Below are 15698 nucleotides of genomic sequence, written 5' to 3' on the forward strand. Positions count from 1 at the left end.
ATCCGGATCCTGCTCTTTCAATGCCTCCTGCGCCGTATCCCGCTCAGCGATGCAATCCCCGGCGCTTCCTTCCAAGCCGCCCGGCGCTTCCTCTTGCGCTCCCCCGGTCAAAAGCCCGGTCCATTTGTCCGGCCGCCTCTCGTCCGGCCTGTTTTCCGCCCCGGACTGTTCGCCGCTGATCTTCATAATCGATTCATTCAGCGAAAACATCTTCCCGTCCAGCATATCCACGATCTCCGCGCAGACCTTCAGCTCCACCTCCAGGCTTCTGGGGGCGTTGCCCTCAAATTTATAATAAATCTTATGCTCCAGGCTGGCCCAGAAATCCATCGCAATCGTGCGGATCTGGATTTCCACCTTCGTCTCCACCGGCCCCTCGCTCAAATAGATCGGGATCGTAACCACCATATGGTAGCTCTTATACCCATTCGGCTTCGGGTTCTTAATATAATCCTTAATATTCAGCACCGTGATATCCGCCTGGCGCGAGATCATATCCGCAATCAGATAAATATCCGAGGTAAAAGAACAGATAATCCGGATCCCGGCAATATCGCTCAGATACTCAATCATATTTGCAATCGAAACCTCGCGCCCGTGCCGTTTCAGCTTCTTCACAATACTGTCCGGCGACTTCAGCCGCGATTTAATGTGCTCAATCGGATTATAGTGATAGATATGGACAAATTCATTGTTCATAATCTCAATCTTTGTATTGATCGCCTTCAGGGCCGAATTATACAAAAACATAATCGTCGTCCACTGATCAAGCTGATCATATGATTTGGGGATATTCAATTCCTTCCCTCTCCTTCTAAGCGTATCCCGCCGCAACTGTTCATACAGCCTAAAACATCGAACCGCTCTCCACGCTACAGTTTGATTCCCTTCAAAAGCTCGCCGAAGCCCGTCGTGGCCTCCCCGCCGCCCTGATAATCAAACACCTCGTCCTCAGGCGCTTCATCCGGCTCCACAGCCTTCATGCTCAGGCTTATCTTATGATTCTCCGTGGAAATGATCTTTACCGTCACGCGCTGCCCCTCTTTCAGCACCGCCGCCGGATGCTTGATCCGGTTCCTGCTGATCTGTGAAACATGAACCAGGCCCGACAGCCCGTTTTCCAGGCTGACAAACGCGCCGTAAGGCTTGATCGTCTCCACAACCCCGTCCATCACCGCGCCGACCTCGCATCTGGCGATGCGCTTATTCTTCTCCTCAAGCGCCTTCTCCCTGGCCGCCTCCCTGCCGGAAAGCACCAGCCGCCCCGACTCCTCGTCCGCGGTAATCACCGTGGCCTCCACAGTCTTTCCCAGCCACTCATTCAGATCCTCCACATACGAGGCATCCAGCCGGGAAGCCGGGATAAAGCCCCGCACGCCCTCCAGCTTTGCGATCACGCCGCCGTTCACCACGCCCGACACCTTCACCGGGACTATGGTTCTCGCCTCCAGCATATCCCGCAGGCGCTCCCACGCCAGCCTGTCATTCGCTTCCTTCCTCGAAAGCACCAGATTTCCCTCGCCGTCGTCCAGCCGCAGCACTGTAGCCGTGATCTCATCCCCCGGATGGATCTCCCGTTTCATATCAAAATCCGGATCATTGCTCAAATTCTCCTTGTCAATAATCCCTTCCGCGTAATATTTCAGATCCAGAAGCACCTGCGTATCCGTCACCCCGACCACGGTTCCTGTCAGGATGTCCCCTTCCTTTACCTTTTTAAATGAAGCTTCCAGTTCCTCCGCATAGTCGGCCATCGTCTCTGCCGGGATGCCTGTTGAATCTGTGGGCGTTATGTCTTCTGCTTTATGTTCTGTCATGTATCGTACCTCCTTAGCGATTTACTGAACCCATAACCTGCCGGATCGGTGGGCGGCGGTTGCGGGCAATATCTCTATTTAACCATATCCCATCTTATAATTCTATAGTTTTATGCAAAAATTTATGATATTATTATATTTATGTTGCTGCAGAGCCGTGAAAATGCCGCCGGAAGCAGGCGGTATATCCGACGAAGCCCCGCTGCGCTTTTCTCCGGGCGGGAGCGCGGTTCTGTTGGATATGGAACCTGTCCCGGGCGGCCTTCCCACGACTCCCCACGCTGATAATCGCTTACAAATCACATCCGGTTAATCTGCGAATCACAACTACATTGATCTGATCCATAACACAAAGGAGGTACTGCTAACATGAACGATATCCTTGACATACATACCCACACCATCGCCAGCGGCCACGCATACAACACGCTTTATGAGATGGTCCGCGCCGCCGCCGGCCGCGGGCTTACGCTTTTCGGCTCCTCCGATCACGCGCCGGCCATGCCCGGGAGCTGCCATGAGATGTATTTCTGCAATTTTAAAGCGATTCCGCGCGAACTTTTCGGAATACGCCTGATCATGGGGTGTGAACTGAATATTATAGATTATCAGGGAAACGTCGATTTGAAGAGGTGGCTGCAGAAGCGTCTGGATTATGGCATTGCCAGTATCCATGATCTCTGCTATGAGATTGGCACAAAGGAAGAGAATACGGCCGCTCTGATCGGGGCCATGGAAAACCCGTATGTTCAGATTATCGGCCATCCCGACAACAGCCGGATTCCGCTGGACTATGAAAGCCTTGTAAAAGCGGCAAAAGAACATCATGTCCTTCTTGAAGTCAATAACAGCTCCTTAAAGCCCGGATCGCCAAGGCCCGGCGCGCGTGAAAATTATTACACGATGCTTAAGCTCTGCCGCAGGTATAATACGGCGGTTATCCTGGGCAGCGATTCTCACTGCGCCGCCGACGCCGGATGCCATGAGCAGGCCGCCGCATTGCTTGCGGAAGTCGATTTCCCGGAAGAGCTCGTTGTAAACCGCTCCTTAAAAGCGCTGGGCGAGTACCTGGAATGTGTCAGATAAGATGAGAGGGCCATGAATGGATAATGTAAAGAAAATTAAAATTCATATTCTTGGAAGGGTGATAATCATGGAAGTGGCAAAACGGCTGGCGGTTTTGAAGAAATATTGATTCCATATATTTCCGAAGGATTAAGCTAATACCACAGCATGATGTTGGGGCCAAAAGGTCTTTTGACCCCGGTATCATAGCATTAGCTTAATCCTTCGGAACATATCTCTTCTATGCAGCCGCCTTCCTCCTGGCCGAAACCTGCATCGCCAGCACCACCCCGACGATCGCCACGCCCAGAATATCCGTCAGATTCCCCGGATAGATCAGCATCAGCCCGCCAATCACCGAAAGGATCCTCTGCCACATCGGCATATCCGCCATCATAAAGCCTTCCAGCCCGGCTGACACGCCGAACAGCCCCACAATCGAGGTCACCACAATCATCACCACCCCGGCCGCCGTTGTATCAATAAACAGCATCGCCGGATTCAGAGCAAAGATATACGGCACGATGAAGGCCGCGATGGCCAGCTTCGAGGCATTTAACGCCGTCCGCATCGGATTCGACTTCGCAATCGCCGAGCCCGCATACGCGGCCAGCGCCACAGGAGGCGTGATATCCGCCACGATTCCGAAATAGAACACAAACATATGCGCCGCGATCGGCTCGATATGCATGCCCGTCACCAGGATCGGAGCGCAGGTCGTTGCCATGATGATATAATTCGCCGTGGTCGGCACGCCCATGCCCAGCACCACGCAGGTTACCATGGTCAGAAGAAGCGCGATCAGCGTGACATTGCCCGCCACGGACACGATCGCGGAGATCAGGATCTGCCCCAGCCCTGTCATGGTAACCACGCCGGCGATGATACCCGCAATTCCGCAGGCAATCGCCACAGACAGCGTATTCTTCGCGCCGTTCTCAAGGGCTGTCACAAATCCGTCGAAATTCATCCTTGTCTCCTTGCGGATCATACTCACCGCAATGGCCACAAACGTGGCAATCACCGCGGAGCGCGACATGGTAAATCCCTTCATGACCATAACCACCAGGATAATCAGCGGGAGCAGGAGAAAGCCCTTTGTGAGGATCAGATGCCCGAACTTCGGCAGCTCCTCCTTATTAAGGCCCTTTAACCCCAGCCGTTTCGCCTCTAAGTGAACCATAATAAAGATTCCCAGGAAATATAAAAATGCCGGAAGGATCGCCTTGACCGCAATCACGCCGTACTGCACGCCGACCATCTCAGCCATCAGAAACGCGGCCGCGCCCATGATCGGCGGCATGATCTGCCCTCCTGTCGAGGCCGCCGCCTCCACCGCGCCCGCAAACTCGCCGCGGTAACCGGTCTTTTTCATCAGGGGGATCGTCACAGAACCGGTCGTCACCGTGTTCGCAACCGAGCTTCCGGACACCATCCCGCACAGGGCGCTGGAGATAACCGCCACCTTGGCCGGGCCGCCCGAGGACGCGCCTGCGATGGAGTTTGCAACCTGGATGAAAAACTCCGAGATCCCTGTCACCTCCAGAAACGCGCCGAACAAAATAAACAGCACGATATACGTGGAGCACACGCCGATCGGCGTGCCGATCACCCCGCCTGTTGTGTAGAACAGGTTATACACAATGGACTTTAAGCTCGCGCCCGTCGAAAACGCATAGATCACAAAACAGGTAGCCACGCACAGGATCGGAAGGCCCACCACCCGGCGGCACGCCTCCACCAGCACCAGTACGCCCAGCACGCCCAGGATGATCTCCACCTGGTTAATACGCGTCGCATGCTTGATAATCGCGCTGAAATTCACCACGTAATAGAAAAAGCTCCCGCTTCCGATAGCCATAAGAAGCACATCGTACCACGGCACATAATTCGTTCTCACAGCCCCGCTGCCCTTTTTGGCCGGGTACAGGAGAAATGCAAAAATAATTACCATTCCCACAAAGGACGCCCGCCTCACGCGCTCATCCCAGTTCGCAAACAGGTTCATATAAACCATCAGCAGGGAAAACGCCGCCAGAAGATATTTGATAACCACCCTCGGGACACCCTCAAATACGCGCGTATTCGATTCCCTGTCATATTTTTTCATAATCTCATCCACATCAGCCGCTGTGCCGGCAGATGTATCCGGCGCTGCGCCTGTATCAGGCCCCGCCCCGTTCAGCTTATTCTTATCACTCATCCCTACCTCCATCAATACTGCCGGAATTCACAGGTAAATTCCACAGTGGAATTCCTGCCGCATACTTCCCTCAAGCTAATCTCTTTCCCATGGACTGTAAGCATATGATCCGAAACCGTTCCCACAATATAAGACAGATGGGGCATTTCCCGGTCAAAACCGGAAACAATCATCGCCCCGTCCTCCCCGTAGGCCAGCGTCTGCCCATCCTCCAGCTCCGTCTGGACGCCCGCCCCAAAGCCGTAATAGATCGTCCGCACCACATAGATCGCGTGTCCCCGAATCTGATATACGTCAATCAAAGGGCTCTTGTTGACCGAATGGATAAAGGAAACCGAAAATTCATCCCCTTCCTCCACCCTGTACCTGGCGTATACCTCTTTTGTATCCCCATCCCGGAGCGTCAGATACCAGCCTCTGCGGCACACCGCCGAAAAAGTGAGAATAGCTGCAATAATAACAACTATTATTGCAGCTACAGCTCCTTTGCCCATATGGATTTGCAGGCGTTTTATTGCAGTACACCCGCCTCTTTAAAGTATTTCTCTGCACCCGGATGGAATTTAACGGAGATGCCGTCCACTGCATAAGCCGGATCCAGCTCCGCGCCCTTGGCATGGCCCGCTGTGATCGCATCCTTATTGTCAAAAAGACCCTTTACCAGATCATAAACCACATCCTCGCTCAGCTTGTCAGATACGATCAGGGTAGCCTTAACCGCTACAGTCACCACATCGTCATCAACGCCCTTGTACGTTCCGCCCGGAATCGTGTACTGGGTATAGAATGCATAGTCGTTCTGCAGAGCCGCTGCGTGCTCGTCGTCAATTCCAAGAAGATTGATGGAATTTGTAGTTGCAAGCTCTGTGATCGCCGTGGTCGGAGCGCCTGCTGTGCAGAAGAACGCGTCGATCTTGCCGTCCTTTAACGCGTCGGCAGAATCGCCAAAGCCTAAGTTATTTACTTCAATATCATCAAAGCTGATGCCATATGCGTTCAGAATCTGACGCGCATTGAATTCCACGCCGGAACCCGCGTCGCCCACAGACACTCTCTTACCCTTTAAATCCTCAACGGACTTGATATCCCCGGAAGAAATGATCTGGCACACCTCCGCATAGAGCGCCGCGCCTGCGGAAAAGGACTCAATCGCGCCGTCCTCCTCAAACAGATCCGTTCCCTTGGAAGCATAGTCCATAACGTCGTTCTGCACGATCGCCACATCCGCCTCACCGTCGTCAATCAGGAAAATATTCGCCTTGGAAGCGCCGGTAGACTGTACATTTAACTGAAGGCTTCCAAGCTTGCCGTTCAAAATATTCGCGATCACGCCGCCGTAGGCATAGTATGTACCTGTCGTGCCGCCGGTCGCCATCTTTAAGCTCACCGCGTCCGCTGAAGGCGCCGGAGCCGGAGCCGGAGCCGGTTCCTCCGCCTTATCCTCACTGCCCTGCGCTGCTGTCTCCGCAGCGGCCTGTGTCTCCGGAGCCGCGTTCTGTGACTGCGTACATGCTGTCAGGCTCATGGCTGCCGCCACGGCCAACGCCGCAATTGCCGTAAATCTTTTTTTCATAATCTGGTTCCTCCTCTAAAAAGATTGTTAAAACATTCACCAAAGCAATCTGTTTCATCTGCCACGGAGAATTATAACAGTCCACATTATACGCTTTCTTTTCAAAAAACGCAACCATAAATTATGAATTTTTTAAATCTTATCCATTTTCTAACACTTCAAACCTTTATTATCAGACATGATTCTACATTGTTTATTTCAATTTTGTGAAATTTATAGCTATTAGAGCACAAATTTTGTCGAAAATTATGGCTCTATACAAATTCATTGGGAATAATTTTAGTCAGGAAAAACGGCCCCTGTCCTTTTCCTGACAGGAGCCGCTCTTTGGGCAAAAAAGTAACCGTTCAGATGAGGCGCCTTCCTGCCCGTCTGAACGGTTACAAACGTATTACAGGCCCATAGCCTCTTTTACTTTGGAAATAATATGAAGTCCGATATCCTTGGAAGCGTCAACGGACTGTGCGCCGATGTGCGGAGAAACAATAAAGTTGTCGCACTCGAACAGCGGGCTTGCGAAGCTGTCATTGCCTGTTAAGCCGCTGCCGGCCAGCTCGTTCTCCATAACGTCTGTGGCATAGCCGCCAATCTTCCCGGCCTTTAACGCCTCATACATGTCCTTCTCATTCACGATACCGCCGCGGCTCATGTTCAGAACCACTGCATCGTTCTTCATGCCTTCGATGGATTTTGCATTGAACAGATCCTTTGTCTCAGGTGTCAGCGGAACATGGATGGATACGAAATCAGCAACCTTTAAAAGCTCTTCGATGGACATGCCCTTTGCATTCTCTTTCTCAAAGTCCTCGGGCTTTAAGAACGGATCGTAAGCAACGATCGTCATGCCAAACGCACGGCCCAGCTCCGCCACACGGCGTCCGATACGGCCAAAGCCCATTACGCCCAGCGTCTTGTTGCGCAGCTCGCGGCCCTCGAATTTGTACTTGTCCCACTCATGCTTTACTTTTACATCATAGTTTGCTGTAAAGGTTCCGCGGGAGATATCAAGCATCTTGGAGATCGTAAGCTCCGCCACAGCGTTGGCATTTAAGCCGGGAGCGTTGAAGATCTGGATTCCTTTTTCCTTTGCGTAATCCATATCGATATGGTTTAAGCCAACAGAGCAAACGCCGATTACCTTTAAGTTCTTGGCGGCGTCCAGAATCTCCTTGTCAATCTTCGGATCCACGCGCATGATCAGAACATCTGCCTCGCCGATATCAGCCAGAAGCTGCTCCTTGCTGGACGGAAGGTGATCCGCTGTCTTTACGTTCATGGATTTGCCGAGCTCCTCAGCGATGCCGGCGTACACTTTGTCAATAATCAGACAATTCATAATCTATATTCTCCTTTCAGGATATGTTGTCCGAAAGGGCCGCTGCCTTAAGTCTCATGCCTGCGGGCACTCTGTCCTTAATGCAGCAGCCCTTTCATTCAGATAACTGCTCTATAATTTGCTGCTACTGTATTTCACTTTTACGGATGAATACAACAGCTCAGATCATCTGTCCGTTACGAATTACCAGCAGATCCCCTGTGCCATCATAGCGTCAGCAACCTTCTGGAAACCAACGATGTTAGCGCCGGCTACCAGGTTGTAGCCTAAGCCGTATTTCTCAGCAGCGGCTGCGGAACCGTCATGGATACCTGTCATGATCTGGTGAAGCTTCGTGTCAACTTCTTCAGCAGTCCAGGAGTATCTCTCGCTGTTCTGGCTCATCTCAAGACCGGATACAAGAACGCCGCCTGCGTTTACAGCCTTGGAAGGAGCTACTACCATGTTCGGCTGATCCATTAAGAACTTCAGAGCCTCGTTGGTGGTCGGCATGTTCGCTACTTCGATGTAGTATTTGATATTGTTGGCAACGATTCTCTTTGCCTGCTCCATGTCAACATCATTCTGAGTTGCGCACGGCATGATGATGTCAACCTTCTGGCCCCACGGCTTCTCACCCGGGAAGAACTGTACGCCGAACTTGTCTGCGTAATCCTGAACCTTATTGCGGCCGGATGCTCTCATCTCAAGCATGTACTCGATCTTCTCTTCCGTCGTAACGCCGTCCGGATCGTAGATGTATCCATCCGGGCCAGACAGTGTAACAGCCTTAGCGCCTAACTCAGCCAGCTTCTTTGCAGCGCCCCATGCTACGTTGCCGAAACCTGCCAGAGCAACCGTCTTGCCTGCCAGCGTATCGTTCTCGTGCTTCATAACAGCTTCTACATAGTAAACTGCGCCGTAACCGGTTGCTTCCGGACGAATCAGGGAGCCGCCGAAGGACATTCCCTTACCTGTGATGGTTCCGTTCTCGAATGCGCCTCTGATCTTGCGGTACTGGCCGTACATGTAACCAATCTCACGAGCGCCAACGCCAAGGTCGCCGGCCGGGATATCAATGTCCGGACCGATGTGACGATATAATTCTGTCATGAAGGACTGGCAGAATCTCATAACCTCTGCATCGCTTCTGCCGTTCGGATCAAAGTCAGAACCGCCCTTTGCGCCGCCCATCGGAAGGGTTGTCAGGCTGTTTTTGAAGGTCTGCTCAAAGCCTAAGAACTTCATGATGGAAAGGTTTACAGAAGGAGCAAAACGTAAGCCTCCCTTGTACGGTCCAATCGCGCCGTTGAACTGTACACGGTAACCGCGGTTTACATGTGTCTGACCGTTGTCGTCTACCCACGGAACGCGGAATTCGATGGTTCTCTCCGGCTCAACCATTCTTTCAAGAAGAGCAACTTTCTCGTACTCCGGATGAGCGTCAACAACCGGACCTAAAGAAGATAAAACTTCCTCTGCGGTCTGAAGGAACTCCGCCTCATGCGCATTCTTCTCTTTGAGTTCAGCAAGAACTCTGTCAACATACTGGCTCATTGTTAAATACCTCCTGTTTTTATAAATGTGTTTAAAAATCTCACCGGCCTAAAAGAAATCGCTATGTAGATGTTTTTGACAAAAAATCTTTTTAATTTCATTTATTTTTGTGAAATTTTTTAATCTGCTTAGATTATATCGCATTTCGCGCTGATAAGCAAGTAAAAATCACGTTATAATTGTTATTATTTTTTGTTTATAGCAACCATGCCGGCAGCCCGGTTCCCCGGGCTGCCGGCATATATCCGCTTATTATCCCAGGAAGTTGATAAATCCTGTCAGGATGGATGCATTTACGAAGTCAATAAACAGGGAACCTACCAGCGGCACTACCATGTAAGCCGTCGGAGCCGGGCCGTGCTGGCTGGTGATAGCCTGCATGTTCGCCATAGCGTTCGGCGTAGCGCCCATACCGAAGCCGCAGAAGCCGCTCGTCATAACAGCCGCATCATAGCTCTTGCCCAGTACGTTAAATACAACAAAGTTTGCATATACAAACATCAGGATGGTCTGCGCAAGCAGCATCACTACCAGCGGAACCGCCAGCTCTGCGAGCTGCCACAGCTTCATGCCGATCATAGCCATTCCGAGGAATACGGAAAGGGCCGCGCCGCCAAGGCTGCTGATCTCCTCCATGGGGATCTCTTTGCCCTGCATGTCAGCTACGTTACGGATGATCGCGCCTACCAGCATCGCGCCGATGTAGGACGGGAATGTCATGAACTTGCCCAGTACGGCAGATACAAGGGTACCAAAACCAATCGCAATGATGAGGTACAGAAGGCCGTCGAGAATCAGCGGGGAGCTGAGTTTAGCCTCTTCCTCTGCCGCCTCCTCTGTGGAACTGCCGGAAGCTGCGGAGCCTAATTTGAATTTACGGATCTTGGAAGATGCGATCGGGCCGCCGATTACGCAGCCTGCAACCAGGCCATAGGTAGCGGATGCGATGGCAACTACGTTGGCATTGGCCACGCCAAGGCCCTCAAGAAGCGGTCCGAAGGAACCGGCTGTGCCGTGTCCGCCGACCATGGGGATGGAACCTGTCGCAAGGCCCAGTCTCGGATCCAGTCCGAATACGCCTGCAAGGCCCGCGCCGAGTACGTTCTGGAGAACAACCATCGCCGCTGCCAGCCCTAAGAAGATAACGGTCTGAACGCCGCCCTTTTTCAGCATACGGAAGGATGCGGTAAAGCCAACGCTACAGAAGAATGCGGTCATGAATACGCTCTGCAGCGTCATGTCGCCCTGAATCTCAAGGATTCCCATCCCTCTCAGGATGGTATGTAAGATAGCATAGATAAAACCGCCCACTACAGGAGCCGGGATACAGTATTTGCGAAGAATCGCAATTTTACTTACCAGGACGCGTCCCAGTAAGAGCACGAGTGCCGCAACCGCGGTTGCCTGATACAGATCAAGCTCAATAATCTTCATACACTTACCTCCAATATATTATTTGTTTACATCGGAGGTAATTATAGCTTGAAACTCTCAAAAAACTACAAAATAATTCAAGAATATATTTTAAAATAGTAACATTTTTTTAAGTTTGTTTATGAAATTTTTACTTTCTATTGAAGCTCCCGATCCACGGCCAGCATCAGGCTGTCAATAAATTTCTTGATGCTGACCTTTCCGCCGTACTTGCGTTTTCCGCGGATGTGATCCATCTCGGAGCGGATCTCCTCAAAGGGGAACAGAGTGCTCGAGTAGGCGGTAAAGGTCTCGTTCATGAAATCCTCGATCCCCAGATGCGCCAGGTTTGACATCCCGACCGCGATCGCCCGGCGGATCCGCTGCTCCATATTTTTGGGCGCGTCGCTTAAGATATCGCAGAGCTGGCCGATGCTCACCTGGGAAATGGAACGGCTGTTGCTGTGAAGATACTGGCAGATGCGCAGGATATCATCCCCGCCTTTCTCCCCCGACATTCCCAGACGGTTCAGGATATAGAGCACCTTTTTGGCGTAGCCGTTCTCCGGCCTCTTCTCCTTCTGTTCCTCCGACATCTCGGCCACAAACATTTTCCTGATATTGGACAGGGTCCGTTCGTTCATGATCTGTCTGGTTACGTTGCGGATCACGGACTTTACTTCAATGATATTGATCGGCTTGCTGATAAAAAAATCCATGCCCGCGTCGTATGCCTTTCCGATCAGCTCCTTGGCCGATACCTGGGAAATCATGATGCATTTGGCCTTGCAGCCGCGCTCCTTTAATTCCCGGACAAGCGCCACCCCGTCCTTTTCCGGCATCAGAAAATCCACTAAGATAATATCCGGGTTTTTGGACAATATCTCATCCACATCCGCGGGCGTCTCCCCGGAGCTCCCGCAGACCGTTCCCAGATCGTTATCTTCAATGATATCCTCCAGGATGCTGATCACCGAAACATCATCTTCAACAATATAAATATCCATACTTATGGCTCCTCCAATACTGCGGCAGGTATCTCAATCCGGAATTCAGCTCCTTTTCCCATAGTTGATTTCACACAGATGCTGCCTTTAAATTGTTCCTCTACTGCATTTTTAACCCCGCACAGCCCGACGCCGCGGTAGATGTTGCCTGTCCGCTCGTCGAACTTTGTGGAATATCCCATTTTAAATATATTCGGAAGATGGCGTCCGGATATGCCCGGGCCGTCGTCCAGCACCCGGAACACAAACCGGTCCTCCTCCCTCTTTTCTATAATGTGAATCGTACCGCTCTTTTTCTTTGTCTCAATCGCCTCAATGGCGTTATTTACCAGATTCTTGAGCACTGCCATAAGGGTATAGTGCTCTCTTGTGGTAAAATTATCCCGGCAGTCAAACAAAAGCCGCACATCCAGCCGCTTCCCGGCCAGCAGGCGGTACGTCGAGGCCTCCAGAATCTGCAGGATATCCTGAAAGCTCATGCTCTCTTCATTATATTCCTCGCCGATCGCCTGCTCCACACCCTGGATAATACGGATATAATCCTTTTTGATCTCATGCACGTCGCGGGCAATCTCCAGCCCCATCTGCTGCATCTGCCCCGGAAGCTCCAGCTTTAATATCTGCTCATACAGACGGTAGGCGTTGCTCATCACCCGCTCGATCTCCTCTGAATTCTTATGCATCAGGTAAATCTCGGTCTTAAGCCCTGTTGTCATGAGAAACAGCCTCTGATAACGGTTCTCATGCTCTGATTTGGCCAGAAGCGCGCGGTACTGCCGCTCTCCCAAGAGCGCGGCGGCCACGAATACGGTCCTGGCCGCCGCGATCACCATGAGCTGGTTAATCACGTCGAGATCCGGCAGGCTCTTAAGCTCCAGAAACTCCCTTAAACACACCTCGAACACATTTGACCCGAAATCGCAGAAAAACGCGGCGGCAATCAGGCCCTCAAGCTGGACGATATGCTTATTGCGGATCTGGAGCTTGAAAAGCAGGCCGTAGCACACGTAAAAGAGCGCCCCCGGCAGCACGGAAAGGACGGCGCTCCCGGCGGGAATCCCCTGAAGGACGCAGATACACCACCGGAAGACAAACACGAGGCAGGCCGTTGTCCCGCACAGCGTCCGGGTGTGGATCTGGTTTCCCACTGTGAGAATCAAAACGGGAAGGAGGATCACGGAGATCGAGATCCGGAAGTTATTGACAAAGGCATTCCAGTAAAGCTGGGAGGTCAGGGCAATGATGATCCCGATCCCGAGAATTCGTTTAAAGGATTTTCCTGGCACTGCGGTCTGTTTCCTTTCTGCTGCGTTCCGGGACCTTCAGCGTCCTTCTCATATGGGCCGCAAAGGCGCGGAGCCGTTCATGGATCCCCGGCAGCTTCATCGCGGCCCCGGGGGCGTTGGCTGTCTCCATCAGCGCAAAGCGGGGCGGAAGATAAAAGGTTTTATTCATATTCAGCGCCGCGATTAGCTGCTCTGCCACGATGTCGCTGCCCGAATAGCCGGATACCACGACGGCGAACAGCGCCTTGTCGTAGAACCGGATGATCCGAAACAGCGCTGTCAGGCGGTTGATAAAGGCTGTTAGGTTGGCGGAAAGGGCGTCATTATAATTCGGGCACAGCATCAGGATCGCGTCCGCCTTCTTGACGGCCGGATAAACGTCCTCCACCATAACGCCGCCGTAAAAGCAGCTCTCATTTTCCCCGAAGTGCAGGCACATCTTATAGGGACAGCCGGAGCAGTCCGAAACCGTACCGTTTCGCAGCCCGATCTCTGTAATCTGAAAATCCGTCAGAAATCCCTTAAGCTCCCCCCACAGGGCGAACGTATTGGAATTCGGATGGCTGGAGGCGTGAAGCACCAGCAGAGACGGCCGCTCTGACACCGGGCGCTTAAATTCAAGGATCTCGTCCGTCAGGATCGCGGCGCTCTTTTTGTAGGCGCTCAGCAGATCCGTATCCATATTCCGGGCCACAATGGAGAAATTGGACAGGGTCTTCGTCCCCTCCACCAATGGGCGGCCCACAAAGGCGCAGCCCGCGCGGTTGGCTGTAAAGACCAGCTCGCGGGCCACGGATTTCGTGTACAGATCGCTCCTTCCGTCCACCAGCGCGCCCCCCACGCATCCCTCGAGGGCGTTCGTATGCTCCCGCAGGAAACGGAGCATACGGATATATTCCAGGTTAATTCCCGTCTTCCCGAGAGAGAGGGCGAACAGCAGCGGTTCCTCCTCCTGTTCGTCCGCGCCCCGTTTACTGCGTTCCCGCAAAAAAGCCCGGAGCTCTTCCTCCTTCTCCACCCGTCTCCATTCACGGCCGTCCAGCGCGCTCCCCAGGACCTCCTCAAAGCGGCTGCCCGGGGCCGCAGCCTCCTCCCGGGGCGCTATCACTGTAAGCCGCCGCCCGGGTGTGCGGGCGGCTGTCTGTTCTGTCATGATTGATTGTGTTACCGCTTCTTCCATTCTCATTTCCCATGTACACGCGGCCTATACGATCGTCTTTAAGTGCTCCTGCGCGGTTACAATGCGCTCGTACAGCGCCTCCGGAAGCGGCAGGATTTCCGTCTCGAGCCCATACGGCGTATAGCGGTTTTTCACGCCCATGAAAATTCCCCCCAGGAATACGGAGCCGCAGTGCCACTCGCCGCGCAGCGTCAGGATCAGGGAAATGGCGCCCGATGAATACGCAGGGGCGATAAACGGCTTAAAGCCAATGGCCCGCATGTGAAGGTTTGCCGTCACGGTTAAGTGTGTCAGCTCCTTTGACAGCTCATCATTGTAGCGCTCAATGGAATCCGCTACCACCAGATCCTCCCCGTGCGGCCCAAAGGAACGGCCCTCGGTCAGAAACTGCTTAAAGCGCCCGTCGCGCTTGGCGTAGTAGGCCGCCCGGGCGTTCATGACGCCGAGCCCGAAGCCCTGAACCTGCTCCGGGCGAAGGCCCTGGTAATCGAGGACGCCGTTTTCATCCTTATTGCTCTCGAGCCACGCCGTCTTGGCAAGCGGATCCACGGGATCTGAGACAACGGCAAATAGCCCTTTAAAGCCGTCCCTCCTGGCCTGCCTTGCATACAGGGCCACGATCTTGGAATTATTCTCAAACTGGTACATCCGGACATCCTTTACCTGGGAGCCCACGGGAGGAATCCCCTTGGACGCCACAAAGACAAAGACATCGCACTGAAACAGGTTCTCAGGCGCCACGATATCCACCTCGGGCAGGGCGTCGTACGCCCACGGATAGGCGATCTGGTTCTCCTCAAACTCCCACCGCGCCGTCACCTTTTCCGAGATATCGCAGATGCCGATGGAGCTGATACAATCTCCGCCCAGAAGGTGGAGGCCCGTCAGAAGCGTGCTCCCCACATCGCCGATGGCAAGGACGTGCACGCGCTTTTTCTCCTTAAGCGGCCGCCCGCCCACGATCTCCTGAAATTTCGGATGGCGCAGATTCACCGCGCGCAGGAGGCCCGCCCTGATCACACTTAGCAGATACGGATCCGCCTCCTGCCCGGCGGCCGCTCCTGAAAGCTTATGGCTGCTCAGCCACGACACATCCTCCTTATCCTGGAACAGGAGATCCGGGCTGTTTACTTTAAACGAAGCGCGGCAGCTCCCCGCCTCCCTGTCGAACAGCCAGACAAGCGGGCATACATCCTTTGGCTGCTCCGCCTTTTCATATGGCAGATCCTCTGTCGGGGAGCAGCAGAGCTGCTCTCCGATTCTATAATAAAACATGCGCTGT

General features: G+C 53.0%; 12 protein-coding genes and 1 pseudogene. 1 reads left to right on the forward strand and 12 read right to left on the reverse strand.

The genetic code is table 11. The features are described 5' to 3' along the window. Positions 1 to 165: 165 nt before the first annotated feature. Positions 166 to 750, reverse strand: a pseudogene (locus NFS31_RS09830) (GTP pyrophosphokinase); the annotation flags it as partial. Between the two features lie 122 nt (positions 751 to 872). Continuing rightward, on the reverse strand, positions 873 to 1817 hold the full coding sequence (locus NFS31_RS09835; RefSeq protein ID WP_251494192.1) for a 30S ribosomal protein S1: 945 nt from the start codon (positions 1815 to 1817) through the stop codon (positions 873 to 875). 369 nt (positions 1818 to 2186) lie between these two features. Here NFS31_RS09835 and NFS31_RS09840 point away from each other — a divergent pair, with 369 nt between their 5' ends. Further along, the gene (locus NFS31_RS09840; protein ID WP_251494194.1) at positions 2187 to 2903 is read left to right on the forward strand and encodes a phosphatase; all 717 of its coding nucleotides are present in this window, start codon (positions 2187 to 2189) and stop codon (positions 2901 to 2903) included. Between the two features lie 220 nt (positions 2904 to 3123). On the opposite strand, the gene NFS31_RS09845 is transcribed toward NFS31_RS09840, so the two are convergent. The 10 genes from NFS31_RS09845 to NFS31_RS09890 all read right to left on the reverse strand — a co-directional run bounded on the left by NFS31_RS09845 (position 3124) and on the right by NFS31_RS09890 (position 15691). Continuing rightward, the gene (locus NFS31_RS09845; RefSeq protein ID WP_331482581.1) at positions 3124 to 5085 is read right to left on the reverse strand and encodes a TRAP transporter permease; all 1962 of its coding nucleotides are present in this window, start codon (positions 5083 to 5085) and stop codon (positions 3124 to 3126) included. A gap of 11 nt (positions 5086 to 5096) precedes the next feature. Then, complete coding sequence (locus NFS31_RS09850) at positions 5097 to 5579, reverse strand: DUF1850 domain-containing protein (protein ID WP_251494196.1); 483 nt, start codon at positions 5577 to 5579, stop codon at positions 5097 to 5099. Positions 5580 to 5596: 17 nt separating this feature from the next. Then, the gene (locus NFS31_RS09855; protein WP_251494199.1) at positions 5597 to 6658 is read right to left on the reverse strand and encodes a TAXI family TRAP transporter solute-binding subunit; all 1062 of its coding nucleotides are present in this window, start codon (positions 6656 to 6658) and stop codon (positions 5597 to 5599) included. Between the two features lie 391 nt (positions 6659 to 7049). Continuing rightward, a complete protein-coding gene (locus NFS31_RS09860; RefSeq protein WP_160228358.1) occupies positions 7050 to 7994 on the reverse strand; it encodes a D-2-hydroxyacid dehydrogenase in 945 nt (314 codons plus the stop codon). A 183-nt stretch (positions 7995 to 8177) separates the two neighbouring features. Then, entirely contained in the window at positions 8178 to 9530 is a 1353-nt protein-coding gene (gene gdhA / locus NFS31_RS09865; protein ID WP_251494202.1) for an NADP-specific glutamate dehydrogenase, read from the reverse strand. Positions 9531 to 9782: 252 nt separating this feature from the next. Next, positions 9783 to 10964 carry a sodium/glutamate symporter gene (gene gltS, locus NFS31_RS09870; protein ID WP_251494204.1) on the reverse strand — a complete coding sequence of 394 codons (1182 nt, stop codon included), beginning with the start codon at positions 10962 to 10964 and terminating at the stop codon, positions 9783 to 9785. Positions 10965 to 11101: 137 nt separating this feature from the next. Further along, the gene (locus NFS31_RS09875; protein WP_251494207.1) at positions 11102 to 11950 is read right to left on the reverse strand and encodes a DNA-binding domain-containing protein; all 849 of its coding nucleotides are present in this window, start codon (positions 11948 to 11950) and stop codon (positions 11102 to 11104) included. Positions 11951 to 11952: 2 nt separating this feature from the next. Continuing rightward, entirely contained in the window at positions 11953 to 13236 is a 1284-nt protein-coding gene (locus NFS31_RS09880; RefSeq protein WP_251494210.1) for a sensor histidine kinase, read from the reverse strand. Then, on the reverse strand, positions 13217 to 14416 hold the full coding sequence (locus NFS31_RS09885) for a flavodoxin family protein (RefSeq protein ID WP_251494213.1): 1200 nt from the start codon (positions 14414 to 14416) through the stop codon (positions 13217 to 13219). The genes NFS31_RS09880 and NFS31_RS09885 overlap by 20 nt, the downstream gene beginning before the upstream one ends. Positions 14417 to 14440: 24 nt before the next feature. Continuing rightward, positions 14441 to 15691 carry a Rossmann-fold NAD(P)-binding domain-containing protein gene (locus NFS31_RS09890; protein WP_251494216.1) on the reverse strand — a complete coding sequence of 417 codons (1251 nt, stop codon included), beginning with the start codon at positions 15689 to 15691 and terminating at the stop codon, positions 14441 to 14443. Between the last annotated feature and the right edge of the window lie 7 nt (positions 15692 to 15698).

Origin of the sequence: Otoolea muris (genome assembly GCF_943193115.1) — a bacterium.
Lineage (GTDB): Bacteria > Bacillota > Clostridia > Lachnospirales > Lachnospiraceae > Otoolea > Otoolea muris.